Origin of the sequence: Pseudomonas khorasanensis, assembly GCF_014268505.2 — a bacterium.
GTDB classification, from domain to species: domain Bacteria; phylum Pseudomonadota; class Gammaproteobacteria; order Pseudomonadales; family Pseudomonadaceae; genus Aquipseudomonas; species Aquipseudomonas khorasanensis.
Genome location: NZ_JABWQP020000002.1, coordinates 599,855 through 621,691 on the forward strand (window position 1 = coordinate 599,855; position 21,837 = coordinate 621,691).

21 protein-coding genes are annotated in these 21,837 nt (G+C 60.6%); 14 read left to right on the top strand and 7 right to left on the bottom strand.

Annotated features, from left to right (window positions below; all coding sequences use genetic code 11):
- The first annotated feature begins 201 nt into the window (after positions 1 to 201).
- The 7 genes from HU727_RS08840 (at position 202) to HU727_RS08870 (ending at position 8,354) form a co-directional block, all read left to right on the top strand.
- Complete coding sequence (locus tag HU727_RS08840; protein WP_186529536.1) at positions 202 to 1,206, top strand: substrate-binding domain-containing protein; 1,005 nt, start codon at positions 202 to 204, stop codon at positions 1,204 to 1,206.
- A gap of 53 nt (positions 1,207 to 1,259) precedes the next feature.
- A complete protein-coding gene (gene araG, locus HU727_RS08845) occupies positions 1,260 to 2,807 on the top strand; it encodes an L-arabinose ABC transporter ATP-binding protein AraG (protein ID WP_186529535.1) in 1,548 nt (515 codons plus the stop codon).
- A 12-nt stretch (positions 2,808 to 2,819) separates the two neighbouring features.
- Positions 2,820 to 3,788, top strand: coding sequence for an L-arabinose ABC transporter permease AraH (araH, locus tag HU727_RS08850; protein ID WP_186529533.1), 969 nt, complete (start codon positions 2,820 to 2,822; stop codon positions 3,786 to 3,788).
- Between the two features lie 267 nt (positions 3,789 to 4,055).
- Entirely contained in the window at positions 4,056 to 4,769 is a 714-nt protein-coding gene (locus HU727_RS08855) for a GntR family transcriptional regulator (protein ID WP_186529531.1), read from the top strand.
- On the top strand, positions 4,766 to 5,764 hold the full coding sequence (locus tag HU727_RS08860) for an ADP-ribosylglycohydrolase family protein (protein WP_186529529.1): 999 nt from the start codon (positions 4,766 to 4,768) through the stop codon (positions 5,762 to 5,764). Before HU727_RS08855 ends, HU727_RS08860 begins: the two co-directional genes overlap by 4 nt.
- A gap of 201 nt (positions 5,765 to 5,965) precedes the next feature.
- Complete coding sequence (locus HU727_RS08865) at positions 5,966 to 7,432, top strand: purine-cytosine permease family protein (RefSeq protein ID WP_186529521.1); 1,467 nt, start codon at positions 5,966 to 5,968, stop codon at positions 7,430 to 7,432.
- Positions 7,425 to 8,354, top strand: a complete 930-nt coding sequence (locus tag HU727_RS08870; protein WP_186529512.1) for a PfkB family carbohydrate kinase — start codon at positions 7,425 to 7,427, stop codon at positions 8,352 to 8,354. Before HU727_RS08865 ends, HU727_RS08870 begins: the two co-directional genes overlap by 8 nt.
- A 99-nt stretch (positions 8,355 to 8,453) precedes the next feature.
- On the opposite strand, the gene HU727_RS08875 is transcribed toward HU727_RS08870, so the two are convergent.
- The 5 genes from HU727_RS08875 to HU727_RS08895 form a co-directional block, all read right to left on the bottom strand.
- Positions 8,454 to 8,834 carry a Rho termination factor N-terminal domain-containing protein gene (locus HU727_RS08875; RefSeq protein WP_186529510.1) on the bottom strand — a complete coding sequence of 127 codons (381 nt, stop codon included), beginning with the start codon at positions 8,832 to 8,834 and terminating at the stop codon, positions 8,454 to 8,456.
- Positions 8,835 to 8,914: 80 nt separating this feature from the next.
- Positions 8,915 to 9,169, bottom strand: a complete 255-nt coding sequence (locus HU727_RS08880; protein WP_186529508.1) for a hypothetical protein — start codon at positions 9,167 to 9,169, stop codon at positions 8,915 to 8,917.
- A gap of 44 nt (positions 9,170 to 9,213) precedes the next feature.
- Positions 9,214 to 9,558 carry a hypothetical protein gene (locus HU727_RS08885; protein ID WP_186529506.1) on the bottom strand — a complete coding sequence of 115 codons (345 nt, stop codon included), beginning with the start codon at positions 9,556 to 9,558 and terminating at the stop codon, positions 9,214 to 9,216.
- Between the two features lie 25 nt (positions 9,559 to 9,583).
- Positions 9,584 to 10,837 carry an MFS transporter gene (locus HU727_RS08890; RefSeq protein ID WP_186529504.1) on the bottom strand — a complete coding sequence of 418 codons (1,254 nt, stop codon included), beginning with the start codon at positions 10,835 to 10,837 and terminating at the stop codon, positions 9,584 to 9,586.
- Between the two features lie 109 nt (positions 10,838 to 10,946).
- Positions 10,947 to 11,600, bottom strand: a complete 654-nt coding sequence (locus HU727_RS08895; RefSeq protein WP_186529502.1) for an HD domain-containing protein — start codon at positions 11,598 to 11,600, stop codon at positions 10,947 to 10,949.
- Between the two features lie 109 nt (positions 11,601 to 11,709).
- On the opposite strand from HU727_RS08895, the gene HU727_RS08900 reads away from it, so the two are divergent.
- From HU727_RS08900 to HU727_RS08925, 6 genes are all read left to right on the top strand, one after another.
- Positions 11,710 to 12,189, top strand: coding sequence for a GNAT family N-acetyltransferase (locus HU727_RS08900; protein ID WP_041479417.1), 480 nt, complete (start codon positions 11,710 to 11,712; stop codon positions 12,187 to 12,189).
- Positions 12,190 to 12,382: 193 nt separating this feature from the next.
- Positions 12,383 to 13,372, top strand: coding sequence for a 2-dehydro-3-deoxygalactonokinase (locus HU727_RS08905; protein WP_186529500.1), 990 nt, complete (start codon positions 12,383 to 12,385; stop codon positions 13,370 to 13,372).
- A 19-nt stretch (positions 13,373 to 13,391) separates the two neighbouring features.
- The gene (locus HU727_RS08910) at positions 13,392 to 14,012 is read left to right on the top strand and encodes a 2-dehydro-3-deoxy-6-phosphogalactonate aldolase (protein WP_186529498.1); all 621 of its coding nucleotides are present in this window, start codon (positions 13,392 to 13,394) and stop codon (positions 14,010 to 14,012) included.
- Positions 14,013 to 14,075: 63 nt separating this feature from the next.
- The gene (gene dgoD / locus HU727_RS08915) at positions 14,076 to 15,224 is read left to right on the top strand and encodes a galactonate dehydratase (protein WP_186529489.1); all 1,149 of its coding nucleotides are present in this window, start codon (positions 14,076 to 14,078) and stop codon (positions 15,222 to 15,224) included.
- Positions 15,225 to 15,407: 183 nt separating this feature from the next.
- Positions 15,408 to 16,718 carry an MFS transporter gene (locus HU727_RS08920; protein ID WP_186529487.1) on the top strand — a complete coding sequence of 437 codons (1,311 nt, stop codon included), beginning with the start codon at positions 15,408 to 15,410 and terminating at the stop codon, positions 16,716 to 16,718.
- A gap of 61 nt (positions 16,719 to 16,779) precedes the next feature.
- Positions 16,780 to 17,583 (top strand): IclR family transcriptional regulator, encoded by an 804-nt coding sequence (locus HU727_RS08925; RefSeq protein ID WP_016770958.1) that lies wholly within the window; start codon positions 16,780 to 16,782, stop codon positions 17,581 to 17,583.
- On the opposite strand, the gene HU727_RS08930 is transcribed toward HU727_RS08925, so the two are convergent.
- Positions 17,580 to 18,632 (bottom strand): NAD(P)-dependent alcohol dehydrogenase, encoded by a 1,053-nt coding sequence (locus HU727_RS08930; RefSeq protein WP_186529485.1) that lies wholly within the window; start codon positions 18,630 to 18,632, stop codon positions 17,580 to 17,582. The genes HU727_RS08925 and HU727_RS08930 overlap by 4 nt on opposite strands.
- 190 nt (positions 18,633 to 18,822) lie before the next feature.
- Between HU727_RS08930 and HU727_RS08935 the strand changes: the two genes are divergently transcribed.
- A complete protein-coding gene (locus HU727_RS08935; RefSeq protein WP_186530558.1) occupies positions 18,823 to 19,713 on the top strand; it encodes an AraC family transcriptional regulator in 891 nt (296 codons plus the stop codon).
- A gap of 183 nt (positions 19,714 to 19,896) precedes the next feature.
- On the opposite strand, the gene HU727_RS08940 is transcribed toward HU727_RS08935, so the two are convergent.
- Entirely contained in the window at positions 19,897 to 21,561 is a 1,665-nt protein-coding gene (locus HU727_RS08940) for an electron transfer flavoprotein-ubiquinone oxidoreductase (RefSeq protein ID WP_186529483.1), read from the bottom strand.
- Positions 21,562 to 21,837 lie beyond the last annotated feature (276 nt).

Here is a 21,837-nt window from a genome sequence, read left to right on the forward strand (position 1 = left end):
AATGTTTGTTATGCCACTCAACCGGTGGCGAGGGAGCTTGCTCCCGCTGGGCTGCGAAGCAGCCCCAACTCGGCGAATGCAGTCTTTCAGTAACACCGCAAACGCCGGATTTACGACTGCTGCGCAGCCGAGCGGGAGCAAGCTCCCTCGCCACACACGCTTTTCAAACCTTGCTCAAAAAAAATAACAAGGAGTCATCTGATGAAACGTCGTTTCGGGATTCGCACCCTGTGCAGCACTGCCCTGGCGGTTACTGCGTTCAGCCTGAGCAGTGCGCTGCTCGCCGCCGACGCGGTGAAGATCGGTTTTCTGGTCAAACAGGCCGAAGAGCCCTGGTTCCAGACCGAATGGGCTTTTGCCGAGAAAGCTGCCAAGGACAGAGGCTTTGAACTGATCAAGATCGCCGTGCCGGATGGAGAGAAAACCCTCTCGGCCATCGACAGCCTCGCCGCGAACGGCGCCAAGGGCTTCGTGATCTGCCCGCCTGACGTGTCCCTCGGCCCGGCCATCATGGCCAAAGCCAAACTCAATGACCTTAAAGTGATTGCCGTGGACGACCGTTTTGTCGACGCCAGCGGCAAGTTCATGGAAGACGTGCCGTACCTGGGCATGGCCGCGTTCGAAGTCGGACAGAAGCAGGGCGCGGCGATGGCCGCCGAAGCGAAAAAGCGTAACTGGGACTGGAAAGACACTTACGCGGTGGTCAACACCTACAACGAACTCGACACCGGCAAGAAGCGCACCGACGGTTCGGTTGATGCCCTGAAGAAGGCCGGGATGCCGGAAGACCATATCCTCTTCGCCGCGCTGAAAACCCTCGACGTACCGGGCAGCATGGACGCTACCAACTCGGCGCTGGTGAAACTGCCAGGCGCCGCGAAAAACCTGATCATCGGCGGCATGAACGACAACACCGTGCTCGGCGGCGTGCGCGCCACCGAAGCGGCCGGGTTCAAGGCGGCCAATGTGATCGGCATCGGCATCAATGGCACCGACGCCATCGGCGAGCTGAAAAAGCCTAATAGCGGTTTCTTCGGTTCGATGCTGCCTAGCCCGCACATCGAAGGCTACAAAACCGCCGAGATGATGTACGAGTGGATCACCACCGGCAAAGAGCCGCCGAAATACACCGCCATGGACGACGTCACCCTGATCACCCGCGAAAACTTCAAGCAAGAGCTGGAAAAAATCGGCTTGTGGAACTGAGGCAGCGACGGCCCGGGCAGCCGGGCCGTTTTTCGGTGTGAAGAGGTGGCTTTATGCACGCGCAACTACAGACACAAACACAACACAGCACTCGGGGCAGCCTGCGCTTTAACGGGATCGGCAAGACCTTTCCCGGCGTAAAAGCGCTCGACGGCATCAGCTTCGTTGCCCATCCCGGCCAGGTTCATGCCTTGATGGGTGAGAACGGCGCGGGTAAGTCGACCCTGCTGAAAATTCTCGGTGGTGCCTACATCCCGAGCAGCGGCGAACTGCAGATCGGCGAACAGACGATGGCTTTCAAGTCCACCGCCGACAGCATCGGCAGTGGCGTGGCGGTGATTCACCAGGAACTGCATCTGGTGCCGGAAATGACCGTGGCCGAGAACCTGTTCCTTGGGCATTTGCCGGCCAGTTTCGGTTTGATCAATCGCAGTGAACTGCGTCACAAAGCCTTGAATTGCCTCAAAGGCCTGGCCGACGAAATCGATCCGCAGACCAAGGTCGGGCGGCTGTCGCTGGGCCAGCGGCAACTCGTGGAAATCGCCAAAGCCCTGTCGCGCGGCGCCCATGTCATCGCCTTCGACGAACCGACCAGCAGTTTGTCGGCGCGCGAAATCGACCGGTTGATGGCGATCATCAGCCGCTTGCGCGACGAGGGGAAAGTGGTGCTCTACGTTTCCCATCGCATGGAAGAAGTGTTCCGCATCTGCGACGCCGTGACCGTGTTCAAGGATGGTCGCTACGTGCGCACGTTCGAGGACATGAGCCAGTTGACCCATGATCAACTGGTGACCTGCATGGTCGGTCGCGACATTCAGGACATCTACGATTACCGCCATCGTCCACGCGGCGCCGTGGCGTTGAAGGTCGACGGCTTGCTCGGCCCCGGCCTGCGCGAGCCGATCAGTTTCGAAGCGCACAAGGGCGAGATCCTTGGCCTGTTCGGGCTGGTCGGGGCTGGGCGCACCGAGCTGTTTCGCCTGCTCAGTGGTCTTGAGCGCAACACCGCCGGCCGTCTCGAGCTACGTGGGCATGAATTGAAACTGCGTTCGCCGCGTGACGCCATCGCCGCCGGCATTCTGCTGTGCCCGGAAGACCGCAAGAAGGAAGGCATCATCCCGCTCGCCAGCGTTGCCGAGAACATCAACATCAGTGCTCGCGGTGCGCATTCCGGCCTCGGCTGCCTGATTCGCGGTCTGTGGGAAAAGGGCAACGCCGAGAAGCAGATCAAGGCGCTGAAAGTGAAAACCCCGCACGCCGGGCAGCAGATCAAATTCCTTTCCGGCGGCAACCAGCAGAAGGCCATTCTCGGCCGCTGGCTGTCGATGCCGATGAAGGTGCTGCTGCTCGACGAACCGACCCGTGGCATCGACATCGGCGCCAAGGCCGAGATCTACCAGATCATCCATAACCTGGCCGCTGACGGCATTTCGGTGATCGTGGTGTCCAGCGACCTGATGGAAGTGATGGGTATTTCCGATCGCATCCTGGTGCTGTGCGAAGGCGCCCTGCGCGGCGAAGTCAGCCGCGACCAGGCCAATGAATCCAACCTGCTGCAACTGGCTTTGCCACGCCACCGCGCTGACGGCGTGGCGAACTGAGAGGTAACTATGATGACAACCCAAAACGAAACCCTGCCGACCGAGCGCAAACCGCTGGATATGCGTCGCTTCCTTGATGACTGGGTCATGTTGCTGGCGGCGGTCGGCATCTTCGTGGCCTGTACGCTGCTGATCGACAACTTCCTCTCGCCGCTGAACATGCGTGGCCTCGGGCTGGCGATTTCCACCACCGGCATCGCCGCCTGCACCATGTTGTATTGCCTGGCGTCCGGGCACTTCGACCTTTCGGTCGGCTCGGTGATCGCCTGTGCCGGCGTGGTCGCAGCCGTAGTAATGCGTGACACCGACAGCGTGTTCCTTGGCGTCAGCGCAGCGTTGGTGATGGGCCTGATTGTCGGGCTGATCAACGGCATTGTGATTGCCAAACTGCGTGTCAATGCGTTGATCACCACGCTGGCGACCATGCAGATCGTTCGCGGTCTGGCGTACATTTTTGCCAACGGCAAAGCGGTCGGCGTGTCGCAGGAATCGTTCTTCGTGTTCGGCAACGGCCAGCTTTTTGGTGTGCCGGTGCCCATCCTGATCACGATTGTCTGCTTCCTGTTTTTCGGCTGGCTGCTGAATTACACCACTTACGGGCGCAACACCATGGCCATCGGCGGCAACCAGGAAGCGGCGCTGCTGGCAGGTGTGAACGTTGACCGAACCAAAATCATCATCTTCGCCGTGCACGGTGTGATCGGCGCACTGGCCGGGGTGATTCTGGCATCGCGCATGACCTCCGGGCAGCCGATGATTGGCCAGGGTTTCGAGCTGACGGTGATTTCTGCCTGCGTATTGGGCGGCGTATCGCTGAGTGGCGGGATTGGCATGATCCGGCACGTGATTGCCGGTGTGCTGATTCTGGCGATCATCGAGAACGCGATGAACCTGAAGAACATTGATACCTTTTATCAGTACGTGATTCGGGGTTCGATTTTGTTGCTGGCAGTCGTCATCGACCGCCTGAAACAACGCTGAATCAAAAGCCCCTCACCCCAGCCCTCTCCCAAAGGGAGAGGGAGCAGACCGAGGTGTCTTGCGTTCTCGATCGTCCTGGAGGACTGGGTCGATTGTGGATTCGGCAAAGCATCTTCAGGTCGATCAATTTCCTGAGCATCCCCCATTCAGTTCCCTCTCCCTCTGGGAGAGGGCTAGGGTGAGGGTGCTTTTGATCTTTCCGGCCTTCTGTCCGAACCCCCAAATAATCCTTGCCCGCCGCCTGCCGTTTCGGTTATCAATTTGTACATGATTAGACAGGTACGATTCGACAAGAAACAAAGGGTGGTCGACGAGCTCGTCCGGCGCATCGAGAGCGGCCTCATGGAGGACGGCTTTTTATTGCCCGGCGAGCATCAGTTGGCTCAAGAATTCCAGGTCAGCCGTGGCACGCTGCGTGAAGCGCTGGCCGAACTGAAGCGGCGTAATTACATCGCCACGCAAAGTGGAGTCGGTTCCATCGTCACCTTCGACGGCGTCGCCCTCGATCAGCGTAACGGCTGGGCGCAGGCGCTGGCCGACAGCGGGGCGCTGATCAATACCGAAGTGTTGCGTCTGGAAGCCGTGACTCGGCCCGATTTGCTGGTGCGTTTCGGCACCGATCAATTCATCACCCTCGACCGTCGCCGACGCGCCACCGACGGGACGCTGGTATCACTCGAACGTGCATTGATGCCGGCCAGCGGCGGTCTGGAAAGCCTGCCGCGCGTCGGTCTGATCGACAACTCCCTGTCCATTACCCTGGCCGCCTACGGCTACATCGGCGAGCGCGGCGATCAATGGATCGGTGCCGAACCGCTGAATGCCGAAGACGCCGAACTGCTCGGTCGCCCGGCCGGCACGGTGTTTCTCAAAGCCCTGCGCACAACCTACGACCGGCAGAATCGCTTCATGGAACAGGTCGAAAGTTTGCTCGACCCGGTGCACTTTCGTTTGCACCTGCAATTTGGAGAATCGAAATGACCGCGCTCAACCGTGCACTTGGCGCTTTCTATGGTCTGGCGCTGGGTGATGCGCTGGGCATGCCGACGCAGTCGCTCGATCGCCAGACGATCAAGGCCCGTTTTGGCAAAATCACCGACCTGCAGGACGCCGGCCCGCTGCAACCGATCGCGGCGAACATGCCCAAGGGCTCGATCACCGACGATACCGAACAGGCGATTCTGGTCGGCCAATTGCTGGTTGAGGGCAAGGGCCAGATCGAACCGGCGATCCTCGCTCAGCGTTTGATCGAATGGGAAGCCCAGATGCAGGCCAAGGGCTCGCAGGACTTGCTTGGCCCCTCGACCAAACGCGCCATTGAAATGATCCTCGCCGGGCACTCGCCCGAAGAAGCCGGGCGCTATGGCACCACCAACGGCGCGGCGATGCGCATCGCGCCGGTAGGGATCGCCGCGAATGTCGTCGATGCCGAACGCTTTATCGCGGCAGTGGTGCAGGCCTGTCAGGTGACGCACAACACCACGCTGGGGATTTCCAGCGCGGCGGCGGTGGCGGCGGTGGTGTCCGCGGGCATCAACGGCGTTGATCTGGGCGAGGCGCTGAACCTCGGCCAGCAGATTGCACTTCAAGCCGAGGCCCACGGGCATTGGGTGGCCGGTGGGCGCATGGCCTCACGCATCAGTTGGGCGCGCAGCATCAGCGTCGACAGCGACAAGGCGCTGCTGGCGGATGTGCTCTATGACGTGATCGGTACTTCGGTGGCGTCGCAGGAATCGGTGGTGGTCTCGTTTGCTCTCGCGCAGCAGGTAGCGATTGGTGAAATGAGCGCATTCGAAGCGCTGTGCATGGCGGCAAGTCTAGGGGGCGACACGGATACCATCGCGGCGATTCTGGGCGCGATGCTCGGCGCTTGCCTGGGGCTTGAGTGTTGGCCTGTGCCAATGGTCGAGACGGTGAAAGCTGTTAATCAACTGCAGCTTGAGCCTTTGGTGCAGGGGCTGTTGGCCTTGCGTTGACTGGCTGGCCTCTTCGCGAGCAGGCTCGCTCCCACAAAGAAATGCATTCCGATTGTGGGAGCGAGCCTGCTCGAGAAAGGGGGGCGCATTTCTAAAGAATTCACAAAGCAATGGATCGCACAGACAGGCCTCGGAAGGCCGGTTGTCTTGTCGTTTTGCATCATTGCCACAACCACAAAAAAGGCAAACAGGAGCACGTTCATGAGTTCAACAACCGCCGGGCAAAGCGTCGGGCAACTGGAAACCCGTGGTATCGAGCCAGTGCCCGAGGCTGAGTGCAACGGGCATCCGCTGCAGCTTTTCTGGGTCTGGTTCGCCGCCAATATTTCGATTCTCGGCCTGCCGCTGGGCGCGACCCTTGTGGCCTTTCGCGGGTTGGCGATCTGGCAGGCAATCATCGTCGCCATCCTCGGTGCCGCCGGTTCGTTTGCGGTGGTCGGGATCATTTCGATTGCCGGCCGCCGTGGTCGCGCGCCGAGCCTGACGCTGTCTCGCGCGATCTTCGGCGTTCGCGGCAACATCGGCCCGACGCTGGTCTCGCTGATGTCGCGGCTGGGTTGGGAAACCGTCAACACCACCACGGCGGCATTCGTGTTGCTGTCGCTGTGCTCGATCCTGTTCGGCTCGCCAGTGGAGGCGAAAAGCGCGCCGGTGCTGACGCTGATGTTCATCGCAATCTTCGTGCTGCTGACGCTGGCGGTGTCCGGTCTCGGTCACGCGACCTTGCTGGTGATCCAGAAGTGGGCGACGTACGTGTTCGGTGCGCTGAACATTCTGGTCGGCGGTTTCCTTTGCGCGACCATCGACTGGAGCGCGGTATTCAACGCCACGCCAGCGCCAGTGAGCGCGATGATCATCGGCATCGGCACGATGGCCGCCGGCACCGGGATCGGCTGGGCCAACGCCGGCGCCGACATGTCGCGCTATCAACATCGCAGCGTCAAGGCTGTGCGTCTGGTTGCATCGGCGGCGTTCGGCGCGGGCATTCCGCTGGTGCTGCTGATCACCCTCGGCGGCTTGCTCTCGGTGGGCAACAACGACCTGGCGTCAGCGACCGACCCGATCGTGGCGATCCGCGACATGCTGCCGACCTGGATGGCCGTGCCGTACCTGATCACCGCATTCGGCGGCTTGCTGCTGTCGAACAACCTGTCGGTGTATTCCGCCGGTTTGACCACGCTGACCCTGGGCCTCAAGGTCAAACGCGTCTACGCAGTGGTGGTGGACATCGTTGCGATCTTCGCCGGCTCGATCTATTTCATGCTGATCGCCGACAGCTTCTACGGCCCGTTCATCACGTTCATTTCCCTGCTGGCCGTGCCGATCACCGCCTGGGTCGGGATCTTCGTGGTCGATCTGATGCACCGTCATTACTACAGCCCCACAGACCTGCTCGACGTCAGCCCGAGCAGTGCCTATTGGTATCGCGGCGGCATCGAATGGCGCGCGTTCGGCGCCTGGGCGATTGCCATCGTGCTGGGCTTCAGCTTCACCACCATCGGCACCACCGCAGAGAACGTCTGGTTCAAAGGCTTTCTGTCCGACTCGTGGCTGGGGCACAACGGCCTCGGCTGGATCGTGACCTTCGTGGTCGCCGGTGGCATTTACCTTGTACTCGGCGGGTCGAAAGATCGCCGCGCCGCGCAACCCGAGACTGCTCATGCCTAAGATGCTGCACACCGGCCAGGTCATCATCGACCTGGTCATGGCCGTGGATAAATTGCCGCAGATTGGCGGTGATGTGTTGGCGCAATCAGCCGGTTTCGAAGCGGGCGGTGGTTTCAACGTTATGGCCGCCGCGGTACGAAATGGCCTGCCGGTGGTCTACCTCGGCCGCCACGGCACTGGGCGTTTCGGCGATCTGGCGCGCCAGGCGATGCAGGCGGAGGGCATCTGCATCGGCATCCGTGAACCGGCCGAGCGCGACACCGGTTTGTGTGTGGCGCTCACCGATGCGTCGGCCGAACGCAGTTTCATTTCCTACATCGGCGCCGAAGGTGAGGTGACCGAAGAGGATCTGAACAGCGTGGCCGCCGAAGCCGGCGATTACGTTTATCTCAGTGGTTATAGCTTGCTGCACGAGGGCAAGGCGCAGGCTTTGCTCGACTGGACATTTGCACTGCCGGACGGCGTGCAGGTGGTATTCGACCCGGGACCGTTAGTGGAGCTACCGGACTCGCCGATGATGCAGGCGCTGCTGCCGCTTATCGATGTGTGGACCAGCAACAGTGTCGAAGCTTTGCGCTTTACGGGTGCTGAAGACATTGGCATCGCGCTGGATCGCCTGGCTGAGCATCTGCCCAAGGACGTGCTGACGGTGGTGCGTGACGGGCCGCAGGGTTGCTGGATCGAGCAATACGGCGAACGCCGTCACGTGCCCGGGTTTGCGGTGACAGCAGTGGACAGCAATGGCGCTGGCGACGCGCACGCCGGAGTGTTCGTCGCCGGGCTGGCGCAGGGCTTGCCCGCCCGCGAGGCTGCGCGCCGGGCCAATGCGGCAGCGGCGCTCGCGGTAACACGCTGGGGGCCGGCGACTTCGCCGGGGGCGGCTGAGGTGGATGCGTTTATTCGCGAGTCCTGCGGCGACTGATCCGAAACCTTCGCGAGCAGGCTCGCTCCCACAGGTGAAACACGGTGCCATTGTGGGAGCGAGCCTGCTCGCGAAGAGGCCATAAGCTTCACGCAGAACTCAGCCGGCCTTGCGCAACGCCTCGATCAACTCGTGCTTGCGCATCGAAGACCGTCCCGGAATGTTCTTCGCGCGGGCTTCCTTCATCAAGCTATCAACGGTCTGGGTGTCCTTCGAGGCCTCGCTATTGCGCGACTGTCCCTTGCGACTGGCCACCGCGCGGCGCGATGACTCCTTGCGGTCTTCAGACTTGGCGCTCGCCGGTTTTCTGCGTCCGGAGCCCCCCGACTTTTCGCCGCCGCCCGATTGTTTATTAACGGTCGCCCAGGCTCGCGCTTCGGCTTCATCTTTAGACACGCCTTTTTTCTCATAGCTGTCTTCGATGTGCTCAGCCTTGCGCTGTTGCTCGGCGTTGTATTTGTCTTTGCTTCCACGAGGCATGGGATTTGTCCTTGCATCGGTAGGTGAATTCCGCTGCCGGCGCTGGGCGGATCGCAGCAGCGCCGGCACGGTCACATGGCTCAGCTGTCGAGTTTGCGCGCGGCTTCGACCCCGGCGGCGCTGAGCTTGATCGGCAGGTTAAGCGAATGCTCGCCGGCCTCGCGGCAGGTCACATGGCCATGGTGGATCAGTCCGCGATCCTGTAGCGCCGCGAGTGCGTCGGCCACGACTTTCTCGCCTCGGTAATTGTCCAGTACTTCCTTGCCCAAGCCATTGGGATGCGCATGCAACAGGCGGGTAAGCACCTCTTTTTCCAGGTCTTTGTCGACGTTCATGGTTACCTCTTCATGGGAGTGAATAGGACGCTCGCGTCGGCGAACTACTGACCGGCACCTTCGGAACCGGAGCCACCGGTGGTGGTTTTCGAGCCAGTGCCGGGACCAGCATTGTCGGGGGTGGCGGCAGGGGAGTCAGGCGTGTTCATTCCACCTTGGCGCCCCGGGTCGCTGCCCTGAGTGCGCGGGTCGGTGCCGGTGGCGGGCGGTTGATTGATCAGCGGCACACCGGAACCATCGGTATTCATGCCGGGGGCACTGTTAATGGCGGGGGCTCGGGGTGGGGTCGGATCGGTGGGGCCGGTGCCCGCCGCCGTGCCGGAAGCGGCGAAGACAGCAGGGCAAAGCAGGGCGCTGAAAACGAAAGCGGTCAACCTTGACGAGATCATAGGGTTTCTCCAGTGATTGGAATCCTTACTTTTCTTTGGTCAGCCCTGGCGGCGGGTTGGTGCCTGATGATCGACGAACGGTCTCGAGCGCTGGCGCGGTTTGGAACTGCAGTCGACGCCAGAGCAGACGACCCAAGGTGATCAGCCAGTTTGCCGAGGCCACCGCCAATAGCGCGAGCAACAGCGTCGGCAGGCCGTGTTCGACAATGATTTTGCCGGCGAGCAACGGGAAGCCAAACACACCAATGAAGTACGAAAGACTGAACAGCAGCAGCGCCTGCGAGGTTGCGCCGGGCGGTGCTTCGTTGGCCGCCAGTCCATTGATGACTGAATACGTCAGCCCGTAACCGACACCGAGCATGACGGCTGCCAGCAGGTAACTGAATCCGCTGTGCACTCCGAACGCGAACAGCACAATCGAACCCAGCATCACACCCGACAACAGGCACGACGCCAACAACGGATCACGTTTGACGACAAACCCTGCGATCAACATCCGACTGCTGATCGCCGCGCTCATGAAGCCCAGAAAGAACAGCGAATAATCCAGCGAGCGGGCGGCGGCGTAACTGGTCTGAAAGCTCGACAGGCCGCCGAATATACAACCACCGAGACCGACCATGATGATCGGAAACAGGGCGCGCGAGCCGAGCACTTGAGCGGTCGCTTGCCAGGTAATTCTTGCCGCTGAAGTGGTGTGTGAGTCTTTGAGTTGCGCGCCCAATTGCCAAAACAGCAGCACGCCAACCAGGCTCGCCAACGCCGCCAGATAAAATGCCGAGGTCAACGGCATGCCCGCTGCGCTGGCTGCACGTGCGAGCAAGGGGGCGCTGCCAATTCCCGTCATCATGCTGCCCGACAGCAGGGCGAAATATTTCGCCCGCTGTGTCGGCGTCACCAGGCTCGCGACGATGATCGGCCCCAGGGTGTAAAACACCCCCCAACCCAATCCCAGCAACAAGCCAAAGAACAACAGAAGGTGACCAAACTCCCGCGTCATCGCGAATCCCAGACTCGCCGCCACCAGCAACAGACCAAACAGGGCAATCGAACGCGCCGCACCGAACAGATCCGACAAATGCCCGGACACCAGCACCGCGCAGAATGTGCTGAGCATCGCGGCAGAAATCACACTGCCGGCATCGTGCTCATTGCCGCCGCGAGAGCCGATCAGCAGCGACAGCAAAAACGTCGAGCCATAGGACAGCGACAGCAGATAACTGGCGAGGCAGAACAGGCCGAACACCTTGCCTGACACTGTGGGTGTTGCTTGTGACATGACGCGGTTCCTTGAGCGGGAAATTCAGCGTCATCTGTTTAACATGCCCGGCCTGCGCGACAGGTGTGAGGTTGCTGAAGTCAGGATCCTGGTTTGCCGGAGTAATGATTCACGCGATGCCGATTTCTTCCTTGAACTGCTCCATGAAACCCTTCAGGCGCTGGTGGCGAATCTGTGCCAGGCGCTGGCCGGTCGCGGTCTGAAAACCGTCGGCGAGGTGCAGCAGTTTGGTCTGGAAATGATCGAGGCAAAAACGCGTGTCGTCGTACTCGCGTCGCTTTGCTTCGGGATCCTGCGGGTCGTACAACGCCGACCCCATGCGTCCGGCGACGTAGAACGTGCGCGCCACGCCGAGCATGCCCAGCGAGTCGAGGCGGTCGGCGTCCTGGACGATTTTCGCTTCGAGCGTCAGCGGGGTGATATTGGCGGAAAAACTATGGGCTTCGATGGCGTGGGCGACGTTGGAGATTGTTTCGCCGGGCCAGTTCATTTGCGCGAGCACTGCCGAGGCTTTTTCCGCTGCCAGACGCGAGGCTTGCGAACGCAGCGGCGAATTTTTTTCGATTGATACGCAATCGTGCAGCAGCACCGCCGCAAGCAACACGTCGAGATCGCCGCCTTCTGTTTCATGCAATGTACGTGCGTTGTGCCAGACGCGTTGCAGGTGGGCAAGGTCGTGGGCGCCGTCGTCGCAGGGTTCCAGCGCGTTGGGCAGCAACTGCGCAGCAAGTGCTGTCAGCGGAGCGAATGCATCTGGGCTCATCAGTATCCTTTCATGTTGTGGTCATCGCGCATCAAAGCAACGCTTGCCATGTGACGTGCGCCGCCGCTGGCCTTAGTATGGCGCTTTAATTTGCAAACAAGGCCCGTCCATGACGATCGAAATCCGCCCGGCGACCCCCAGCGATGCGCCACAAATCCTCGCCTTTATCACCGAACTGGCAGATTTCGAAAAGGCCCGTCACGAAGTCATCGCCAGCGTCGCGGACATCGAACGCAGCCTGTTCGGCGAAGGTGCCACCGCCCATGGCCTGATCTGCCTGCGCGACGGCTTGCCGATCGGCTTCGCCGTGTTCTTTTTCAGCTACTCGACCTGGCTCGGCAGCAATTGCCTGTACCTCGAAGACCTCTACATCACCCCCGAACAACGCGGCGGCGGCGCCGGCAAAACCCTGCTGCGCCACCTGGCGAAAATCGCCTGCGCCAACGACTGCGGCCGCTTCGAATGGAGTGTGCTGGAATGGAACACTCCGGCGATCGAATTCTACAAATCCCTCGGCGCACAACCGCAGGAGGAATGGGTGAGATACCGCATGGATGGCAAGGTGTTGAGGGAGTTTGCCGAGGGGTAGTAAACCTTCCAAAAGATCGCAGTCTTTAGCAGCGTCGGCACGTGATAACTGAACACATGTTGGAGCTGCCGAAGGCTGCGATCTTTTTTTTCTTCTTCCCATAATATGGGATCGATATTTATATATTGAGATTTCTCCTCTCCCAGGTTTATAGTCCATCGCACTCACTGCCAAAAACAAAACAGGTGAAGCGATGCAGGCGCAATTGATCGCGCTCGATTGGGGGACAACCTCACTACGTGCTTACAAACTCGCGGCAAACGGTGTGGTGCTGGAGCAGCGTGCGCTGTCGTCCGGGATCATGCAGTTGCCCAAGACTCCGCGAATCATCCACGGTCGTGAATGCGCCGACGGGTTTGAACTGGCCTTTGACGAGGCCTGCGGTGACTGGCTCGATGCGCAGCCGGATCTTCCGGTGATCGCTTGCGGCATGGTCGGCAGTGCGCAGGGCTGGCGCGAAGCGGCTTACTGCGAGACCCCGGCGGACGTCGCCCATCTCGGCAATTCCCTGCAGACCGTTATCAGCCTGCGCGGTACGGCGGTGCATATTGTCCCGGGCGTGATTCAGCGTTCGCGTCTGCCGAACGTCATGCGCGGCGAAGAGACCCAAGTGCTCGGCGTCCTGCAAAGTCTTGCGGCCGAGGCCGGCAACGACCTGCTGATCGGTCTGCCCGGCAGCCACTCGAAGTGGGTGGAGGTGGTCGATGGCCGTATCACTCATTTCGACACGTTCATGACCGGCGAAGTCTTCGCCGTGCTCAGTGAGCACAGCATTCTGGGGCGCACCCAACAGCCGAGCGCGACGTTCGATGCGCAAGCGTTTGACCGGGGTGTGCAGATTGCGCTGTCGGCGGATGCCGAGCTCGGCGTGCTCTCGACCTTGTTCAGCGCCCGGACCCTTGGCCTGACCGGTGAACTCGGCCCCACCGCTCAGGCCGATTATCTGTCCGGCCTGATGATCGGGCATGAGCTGACCGCACTCGCCACTGTGCAACGCCGCCGGCGTAACAGCCCGACTCTTCCTTCGATCGTCCTCATCGGCAATGCGCAACTGTGTACGCGCTATCGCCGTGCTCTCGACGCCTGTGGTTTTGCGCAGGTGACGCTGGCCGAGCAGGCCACCGAGCGTGGCTTGTGGCAACTGGCGCTCGCCGCCGGACTGATCGATTCCTTATCCCGTTAACCCTGACTGGAGGCCTGACATGCTCAAGCAAGCACTGGCGCAAAACGGTCTGATCGCAATTCTGCGTGGCCTGCAACCGCAGGAAGCGGCGGCCATCGGAGAAGTCCTGTATGCGGCTGGATTTCGCGTTATCGAAGTACCGCTCAATTCCCCGTCGCCGTACGAAAGTATCCGCATTCTGCGCGACGCCTTGCCCGCCGATTGCCTGATCGGTGCCGGCACGGTGCTCACCCCCGAACAAGTCGAGCAGGTGAAGGCCGCCGGCGGGCAGGTGATTGTCATGCCGCACAGCGATGCCAAGGTATTGCGCGCCGCGAAAGCGGCGGGGCTGTTTCTGTCGCCGGGTGTGGCCACGCCGACCGAAGCCTTCGCGGCACTGGCCGAGGGCGCGGACATTCTCAAGCTGTTCCCGGCTGAGCAGATGGGCCCGGCGGTCGTCAAAGCCTGGCTTGCGGTGTTGCCCTCGGGAACGGTGCTGGCGCCGGTTGGCGGCATCACGCCGGACAACATGCAGGTGTTTATCGATGCCGGCGTGAAAGGTTTCGGGCTTGGCTCGGGCCTGTTCAAACCTGGCATGACGCCGGAGCAGGTGGCGGTGAATGCCAAGGCCTACGTGGCCGCATGGAAAGCCCTTCGTTAAGACTTTTCGGCGCTGTGTGCGCTGCATCCGAATAAAAGCTGCATTTACAAAAAGAGAGCAGAGATGAAAATCACCAAACTGACCACCTTCATCGTTCCGCCGCGCTGGTGCTTCCTCAAGGTCGAAACCGATGAAGGTGTGACCGGTTGGGGCGAGCCCGTGGTCGAAGGGCGCGCGCACACCGTGGCCGCTGCCGTGGAAGAACTGTCCGACTACCTGATCGGCAAAGACCCACGCAACATCGAAGACATCTGGACCGTGCTCTATCGCGGCGGCTTCTACCGGGGCGGCGCGATTCACATGAGCGCGCTGGCCGGTATTGACCAGGCGTTGTGGGACATCAAGGGCAAGGCGCTCGGCGTGTCGGTCAGCGATCTGCTCGGTGGTCAGGTGCGTGACAAGATTCGCGTTTATTCGTGGATCGGCGGTGACCGTCCGGCCGACACCGCGCGCGCGGCGAAAGAGGCGGTGAGCCGTGGTTTCACTGCGGTGAAAATGAACGGCACCGAAGAATTGCAGTTCCTCGACACCTTCGAAAAAGTCGATCTGGCCCTGGCCAACGTTGCCGCCGTGCGCGATGCGGTCGGGCCGAACGTTGGCATTGGCGTTGATTTCCATGGTCGTGTGCACAAGCCGATGGCCAAGGTGCTGATGAAGGAACTCGACCCGTACAAACTGATGTTTATCGAAGAGCCAGTGCTCAGCGAAAACTACGAAGCGCTGAAAGAACTCGCGCCGCTGACCAGCACGCCGATTGCTCTTGGTGAGCGGCTGTTCTCGCGCTGGGATTTCAAACGGGTGTTGAGTGAAGGCTACGTCGACATCATCCAGCCGGATGCCTCCCACGCTGGCGGCATCACCGAAACCCGCAAGATCGCCAACATGGCCGAAGCCTATGACGTGGCGCTGGCGCTGCATTGCCCGTTGGGCCCGATCGCGCTGGCGGCGTGTTTGCAGCTCGACGCGGTTTGTTACAACGCGTTTATCCAAGAGCAGAGCCTCGGCATCCATTACAACGAGAGCAACGATTTGCTCGACTACGTGAAGGATCCGCAGGTGTTCGACTACGACAAGGGTTTCGTGAAAATACCGAACGGCCCGGGTCTGGGTATCGAGATCAACGAGGAATACGTGATCGAACGCGCCGCCGTCGGTCATCGCTGGCGCAACCCGATCTGGCGTCACGCCGATGGCAGCTTTGCCGAATGGTGAGTCGTCCCTGACACATCGCCGTCACCCTGTGGGAGCGAGCCTGCTCGCGAATGCAATGTCACATCCGCCATCTATGTGACTGACCCGACGCTTTCGCGAGCAGGCTCGCTCCCACAGTTTGTGGTCTCCAGGGAGAGGAGATCTGCGTCATGACCTCAACAAACATAAAAAGAGGCATCTCTCATGCAAACGCAAACCCTCACCGGGCAGGCGTCTTTAGTCACGCCCAGCCGAAAGCGTTTTTTCATCATGGTGTTGCTGTTTATCACCGTGGTCATCAACTACCTCGACCGCAGCAACCTGTCGATTGCCGCGCCGGCGCTGACCAGTGAGCTGGGCATCGATCCGGTTCACGTCGGGCTGATCTTCTCTGCCTTCGGCTGGACATACGCGGCCATGCAGATCCCCGGCGGCTGGCTGGTCGATCGTGTGCCGCCGCGCATCCTTTACAGCGTCGCGTTGCTGCTGTGGTCGGTGGCCACGGTGATGCTCGGTTTCGTCAGCAGTTTCATCGCCCTGTTCGTGCTGCGCATGGCCGTCGGTGCACTGGAAGCGCCGGCTTACCCGATCAACAGCCGCGTGGTGACCACCTGGTTTCCCGAGCGTGAGCGCGCCACGGCGATCGGTTTCTATACCTCCGGTCAGTTCGTCGGTCTGGCGTTTCTGACCCCGGTGCTGGCGTGGCTGCAACATGAATTCGGCTGGCACATGGTGTTCGTTGCGACCGGTGCGGTCGGCATTCTCTGGGCAGTGATCTGGTACGCGGTGTATCGCGAGCCACGGGATTTCAAAGGCGCCAATGAGGCAGAGATCAACCTGATTCGCGAAGGTGGGGGACTGGTCGATATTCAAGCGGAAACGGCCAAGGTCAAGGCAAAATTCAGCTGGACTGACCTGGGGATCGTCCTCAGCAAGCGTAAGTTGTGGGGCATTTACCTTGGCCAGTTCTGCCTGAATTCGACGCTGTGGTTTTTCCTCACGTGGTTCCCAACGTACCTGGTGAAATATCGCGGCATGGATTTCATCAAGTCCGGCTTGCTGGCGTCGCTGCCGTTCCTCGCCGCGTTCGTTGGCGTGTTGTGTTCCGGGTTCTTTTCGGACTTCCTGATCCGTCGCGGCTACACCGTGGGCTTCGCGCGCAAGTTGCCGATCATTGGCGGGCTGCTGATTTCCACCTCGATCATCGGTGCCAACTTCGTTGAATCGACGCCGCTGGTTATTGCCTTCCTTGCCCTGGCATTTTTCGGCAACGGTCTGGCGTCGATCACCTGGTCGCTGGTCTCGACGTTGGCGCCGGCACGACTGCTGGGCTTGACCGGTGGCGTTTTCAACTTCATCGGCAATCTGTCGGCGATTGCTACACCGATCGTGATCGGCTTCCTCGCCAGCGGCGATTCGTTCGCCCCGGCGATCACCTATATCGCCGTACTCGCACTGGTCGGTGCCTTGTCCTACGTGCTGCTGGTGGGCAAGGTCGAGCGTATCGAGTTGTAGTGCTCTGCGTCGGGCGACCATAATGCCGCCCGTTCCTTCGCTCAACGGTAAAAGGCTGGATATGCAGGAAGACGCCCCGGAAAAAACCAAGGACGCCGCGCCCACCGGCACTCAGACGCTGTTGCGCGGCCTGGGCGTGGTGCAGGCGGTGGCCAGTGGCGCGCGTGATCTCAAGGAGATTGCCCGGCTGATCGGCACCACGCGCAGCACCACCCATCGTCTGGCCAGTTGCCTGGTCGATGAGCGCTATCTGCGCGTGGTTCCGCAGATCGGTTATCTGCTCGGGCCGAAGCTGATCGAACTGGGCTTCCAAGCCCGCGAAGAGCTGCCGCTGGTGACCCTGGCCGGGCCCTATCTGGACGAACTGTCGGCACTGACCGGCGATACCGTGCACCTGGGTATTCGCGAGGGCGACGAAGTGCTGTACCTGCTGAAGAACCCAGGGCGCAATGGCCCCGAGATGCGTTCGCGGGTCGGCCATCGCATGCCGTTGGTGCGCACCGGAATCGGCAAGGCGTTGATGCTCGATGACTCGCCGCAGGATTGGCGACGGCTGTACGACATCAGCCTGCCGGCGGGTGGGAAAAGTCAGTTCTGGCCGCAGCATCCCCAGCAATCGTGGGAACAGCTCGAGCAGCGTATGGGCGAATACGTCGCCGGTGGCTACGCCTTCGATCTGGAGGACAACGAACCGTCGATCCGCTGCGTGGCGGCGCCGATTCGTGATGCGAGCAAGGGCATCGTCGCAGCAATCAGTATTGCCAGCACCGTGCCGTACATGCCGCTGGAAAAAATGGCCGAGTTGATCCCCCTGCTTAAAGGCGTCACAACCCGGCTGTCGGCGGAACTGGGGCTGAAGGTTTAACGCTTCAGGGTCGCCATGTCGATCACGAAGCGGTACTTCACATCACCGGCGATCATGCGGGCATACGCCTCGTTGATCTCGCGGATGTCGAGCATTTCGATGTCGCAGGTGATGTTGTGCTCGGCGCAGAAATCCAGCACTTCCTGGGTCTCGGCGATGCCGCCGATCAGCGAGCCAGCCAGTATGCGACGGCTCATGACCAGTTTGCCGGCGTGCACGGGGGGATCAACCGGCTCGATCAGACCGACAAGAATGTGCACGCCATCGAAACGCAGGGTATCGAGGTACGGATTGAGATCGTGCTGCACCGGAATCGTGTCCAGCAGGAAATCGAAGTAACCGGCAGCGGCTTTCATCTGCTCGGCATCGGTGGACACGATGACGTGATCGGCGCCTTGACGACGGCCTTCTTCAGCCTTGCTTGCCGAGCGGGTGAACAGCGTGACTTCCGCGCCCATCGCCTTGGCAAACTTGATGCCCATGTGGCCGAGGCCACCCATGCCGAGGATTCCGACCTTGTCACCGGCCTTGACGCCGTAGTGCTTGAGCGGCGAGTAAGTGGTGATGCCGGCGCAGAGAATCGGCGCGGCGCTGGCCAGCGCCAGGCGTTCCGGGATGCGCACGACGAAGTGTTCGCTGACCACGATGCTGTCCGAATACCCGCCCATGGTGTTGCTGCCATCGACCCGGTCCGGTGTGGCATAGGTCATGGTCGGACCTTCGAGGCAATATTGCTCAAGGTTCGCCTGACACGCTTCGCAGCTGCGGCAGGAGTCGACCATGCACCCAACGCCAACCAGATCGCCTACTTTATGGCGGGTGACATTCGCACCGACGGCAGTGACTTTTCCGACGATCTCGTGGCCGGGCATCAGCGGATAAACGGCAATGCCCCATTCATTGCGGGCTTGATGGATGTCGGAATGGCAAACGCCGCAGTAGAGAATTTCGATGGCCACGTCGTCAGCGCGCGGGCTGCGACGTTCGAATTTCATCGGGGCGAGGGGAGTGGTGGCCGATTGGGCGGCATAGCCGATGGCGGTGTACATGTGAGACCTCGCAAAAGCAGTGGCAAGTGAGGCCATCCATTCTGGCCGCCGAGCTCTTGTGCGGCCATGACGATTCCTCCGGGTCTCATGCCTATTCCTCCGGCATGGGGGCTCGGGCGGTCGCATTGTTCAGCGGATCTGCGATGATGTTTTCATCCCTCTTTCCCAGATTTTCATGAAGACTTATTCGATGCAGTTGACCCGTCATCTTGATGCCAATGCCCGGCTGGTTTCGCTGATCGAACCGCTGGCGTTGCGCGATGGTTACAGCCAGACCGGGCTGCCCGGTGTGCAGGTATTGCGCGCCAGTTGCGATGTCGCCCGGGGGCCGCACATTTATGAGCCGAGCCTGATGATCATTGCCCAAGGCAGCAAACTGGCGTTCCTCGGCCCACGAACGATGGAATATGGCGCCGGGCATTATCTGATTCAGGCGCTGCCGGTGCCGTTCGAATGCGAAACCTTCGCCTTGCCCGATGCGCCGTTGCTCGGTGTGTCGGTGGCGATCGATCGCGTGCTGCTCGGTGAATTGGTCCTGGCCATGGGCCTTGCGCCGGGGCGGCATATTCCGGCGCAGACGCCCGAGTCGATGACCTCGGTGGTGCTTGACGATGGCATGCGTGGGTGTGTCGAGCGCTTGCTCAGCTGTCTGCACGATCCGCTGGAGTGTCAGATTCTCGGCCCGGCGCGGGTCCGCGAGTTGTTGTTCGTCGCGCTGCGCGGGCCGCAGGCGGATGTGTTGCGCGCTCTGGTCGAGCAACAGGGGCAGTTTGCGCGAGTGGCGGCATCGATCAGTCATCTGCATGCGCACTACACCGAGCCGTTGAATGTCGAGACCCTCGCCGGGTGCGCGAACATGAGCGTGTCGACGTTTCATGAGCATTTCAAGCGCAGCACATTGTTGTCGCCAGTGCAGTATCTGAAGCGCTTGCGGCTACTCAAGGCGCAGACGCTGCTGGTGGCCGAAGGGCTGGGCGTAGCGCAGGTAGCGCATCGGGTGGGGTATCAGAGTACGTCGCAGTTCAGCCGGGAATACAAGCGTTACTTCGAGCGCAGTCCGGGGGAAGAGCGCGCTGCGTGAGCCGACAAAAATCTCATGTGGGAGCGAGCCTGCTCGCGAATGCGGTGCATCAGTCGACATCATCTTTATATGACACACCGCTTTCGCGAGCAGGCTCGCTCCCACAGTTGTTTTGTGGTGTCAGAGGAATTTTGGGCAACAAAAAGGCCCCCAATCGGGAGCCTTGTTGTTTAACAGCAAGACTTACATGTTCGGGTAAGTCGGGCCGCCAGCACCTTCCGGGGCCACCCAGGTGATGTTCTGCGCAGGATCCTTGATGTCACAGGTCTTGCAGTGCACGCAGTTCTGGGCGTTGATCTGGAAACGCTTCTCGCCGTCTTCCTTTGTTACCACTTCGTACACACCGGCCGGGCAGTAGCGCTGCGCCGGTTCATCGTACAGCGGCAGATTCTTGCCGATCGGGATGCTCGGGTCGGTCAGCTTCAAGTGGCAAGGTTGTTCTTCTTCGTGGTTGGTACCGGAGATGAATACCGAGCTGAGTTTGTCGAAGCTGAGCTTGCCGTCAGGTTTCGGGTAGTCGATTTTCTTGCAGTCGGCGGCGAGCTTGAGGCAGGCGTAATCCGGCTTGGTGTCGCGCAGGGTGAACGGCAGTTTGCCGCCGAAGATGTTCTGGTCCAGCCAGTTGAAACCACCGCCGATGATCGCGCCGTACTTGTGAATTGCCGCGCCGAAGTTGCGGCTGGTGAACAGCTCGTCGTGCAGCCAGCTGCTTTTGAACGCGTCGACGTAGGTGGTCAGTTCGACAGTGCAGTCCTGCTCGGCGAACAGCGCATCCGCCACGGCTTCAGCCGCGAGCATGCCGGACTTCATCGCGGTGTGGCTGCCTTTGATCTTGGCGAAATTCAGAGTGCCCAGGTCACAACCGATCAGCGCGCCGCCCTTGAAGACCATTTTCGGCAGCGAGTTCAAGCCGCCCTTGGCAATGGCGCGGGCGCCGTAGCTGATGCGCTTGCCGCCTTCCAGATACTGAGCCAGCACCGGGTGATGCTTGAGGCGCTGGAATTCGTCGAACGGCGACAGGTAAGTATTGCTGTAGGACAGGTCAACGATCAGACCGACTACTACCTGGTTGTTTTCCAGGTGATAAAGGAACGAGCCGCCGGTGTTTTCGGTGCCCATGATGTCCAGCGGCCAACCGGCGGTGTGCACCACCAGGCCTGGCTGGTGTTTGGCCGGGTCGATTTCCCAGATTTCCTTCAGGCCGATGCCGTAGTGCTGGGTATCGGCTTCGCTGTCGAGGTTGTAGCGCTTGATCAGTTGCTTGCCGATGTGGCCACGGCAGCCTTCGGCGAACAGCGTGTACTTGCCACGCAGTTCCATGCCAGGCGTGTACAGGCCGTCTTTCGGGTTGCCTTCGCGGTCGACGCCCAGATCACCGGTGATGATCCCGCGCACAACGCCGTTTTCGTCGATCAACGCTTCCTGAGCGGCGAAGCCGGGGTAGATTTCAACGCCCAGGTTTTCGGCCTGCTGGGCCAGCCAGCGGCACAGGTTGCCGAGGGAAATAATGTAGTTGCCTTCGTTGTGCATGGTCTTGGGCACAAAGAAGTCAGGAATTTTCTGCGCGCTATCGGCGTTTTTCAGCACGAAAATGTCATCGCGCGTGACCGGAGTGTTCAGCGGGGCGCCGAGTTCTTTCCAGTCCGGGAACAGTTCGTTCAGTGCGCGGGGTTCGAACACCGCACCGGAGAGGATGTGTGCGCCGACTTCGGAGCCTTTTTCGACCACGCAGACGCTGATTTCCTTACCGGCGTCAGCGGCCTTCTGCTTCAAGCGGCAGGCGGCGGACAGACCAGCGGGGCCGGCACCGACGATGACGACGTCGAATTCCATGTATTCGCGTTCCACAGGCTATCTCCTACTCAAGGCTCAACAGTTTTTTTTCTAATTTGGAGGTTTGATGTCGCATCCGTATTGCCTTTACGTTAACGTCAAAGGGAATATTGGCGAAATCCACCTTTCTCTCTAGGCGGCGCATTATATCTACACCACTCTCAGCGTCCAATACAAACGTTTGTTTGAATCGCCTCCAGCCCTCATAAATCAAAGAAGCGCGGCTTATGACAGGGCATTTTGGCGTATTGACCAGAATGGGCGTTCCGGTCAAGATACGGGCGGTTTTGC

Excerpts from the sequence above, each read along its gene's own strand:
- HU727_RS08840 (WP_186529536.1), top strand. The coding sequence starts at position 202 with ATGAAACGTCGTTTCGGGATTCGCACCCTGTGCAGCACTGCCCTGGCG.
- araG (WP_186529535.1), top strand. The coding sequence starts at position 1,260 with ATGCACGCGCAACTACAGACACAAACACAACACAGCACTCGGGGCAGC.
- araH (WP_186529533.1), top strand. The coding sequence starts at position 2,820 with ATGACAACCCAAAACGAAACCCTGCCGACCGAGCGCAAACCGCTGGAT.
- HU727_RS08855 (WP_186529531.1), top strand. The coding sequence starts at position 4,056 with ATGATTAGACAGGTACGATTCGACAAGAAACAAAGGGTGGTCGACGAG.
- HU727_RS08860 (WP_186529529.1), top strand. The coding sequence starts at position 4,766 with ATGACCGCGCTCAACCGTGCACTTGGCGCTTTCTATGGTCTGGCGCTG.
- HU727_RS08865 (WP_186529521.1), top strand. The coding sequence starts at position 5,966 with ATGAGTTCAACAACCGCCGGGCAAAGCGTCGGGCAACTGGAAACCCGT.
- HU727_RS08870 (WP_186529512.1), top strand. The coding sequence starts at position 7,425 with ATGCCTAAGATGCTGCACACCGGCCAGGTCATCATCGACCTGGTCATG.
- HU727_RS08875 (WP_186529510.1), bottom strand. The coding sequence starts at position 8,834 with ATGCCTCGTGGAAGCAAAGACAAATACAACGCCGAGCAACAGCGCAAG.
- HU727_RS08880 (WP_186529508.1), bottom strand. The coding sequence starts at position 9,169 with ATGAACGTCGACAAAGACCTGGAAAAAGAGGTGCTTACCCGCCTGTTG.
- HU727_RS08885 (WP_186529506.1), bottom strand. The coding sequence starts at position 9,558 with ATGATCTCGTCAAGGTTGACCGCTTTCGTTTTCAGCGCCCTGCTTTGC.
- HU727_RS08890 (WP_186529504.1), bottom strand. The coding sequence starts at position 10,837 with ATGTCACAAGCAACACCCACAGTGTCAGGCAAGGTGTTCGGCCTGTTC.
- HU727_RS08895 (WP_186529502.1), bottom strand. The coding sequence starts at position 11,600 with ATGAGCCCAGATGCATTCGCTCCGCTGACAGCACTTGCTGCGCAGTTG.
- HU727_RS08900 (WP_041479417.1), top strand. The coding sequence starts at position 11,710 with ATGACGATCGAAATCCGCCCGGCGACCCCCAGCGATGCGCCACAAATC.
- HU727_RS08905 (WP_186529500.1), top strand. The coding sequence starts at position 12,383 with ATGCAGGCGCAATTGATCGCGCTCGATTGGGGGACAACCTCACTACGT.
- HU727_RS08910 (WP_186529498.1), top strand. The coding sequence starts at position 13,392 with ATGCTCAAGCAAGCACTGGCGCAAAACGGTCTGATCGCAATTCTGCGT.
- dgoD (WP_186529489.1), top strand. The coding sequence starts at position 14,076 with ATGAAAATCACCAAACTGACCACCTTCATCGTTCCGCCGCGCTGGTGC.
- HU727_RS08920 (WP_186529487.1), top strand. The coding sequence starts at position 15,408 with ATGCAAACGCAAACCCTCACCGGGCAGGCGTCTTTAGTCACGCCCAGC.
- HU727_RS08925 (WP_016770958.1), top strand. The coding sequence starts at position 16,780 with ATGCAGGAAGACGCCCCGGAAAAAACCAAGGACGCCGCGCCCACCGGC.
- HU727_RS08930 (WP_186529485.1), bottom strand. The coding sequence starts at position 18,632 with ATGTACACCGCCATCGGCTATGCCGCCCAATCGGCCACCACTCCCCTC.
- HU727_RS08935 (WP_186530558.1), top strand. The coding sequence starts at position 18,823 with ATGCAGTTGACCCGTCATCTTGATGCCAATGCCCGGCTGGTTTCGCTG.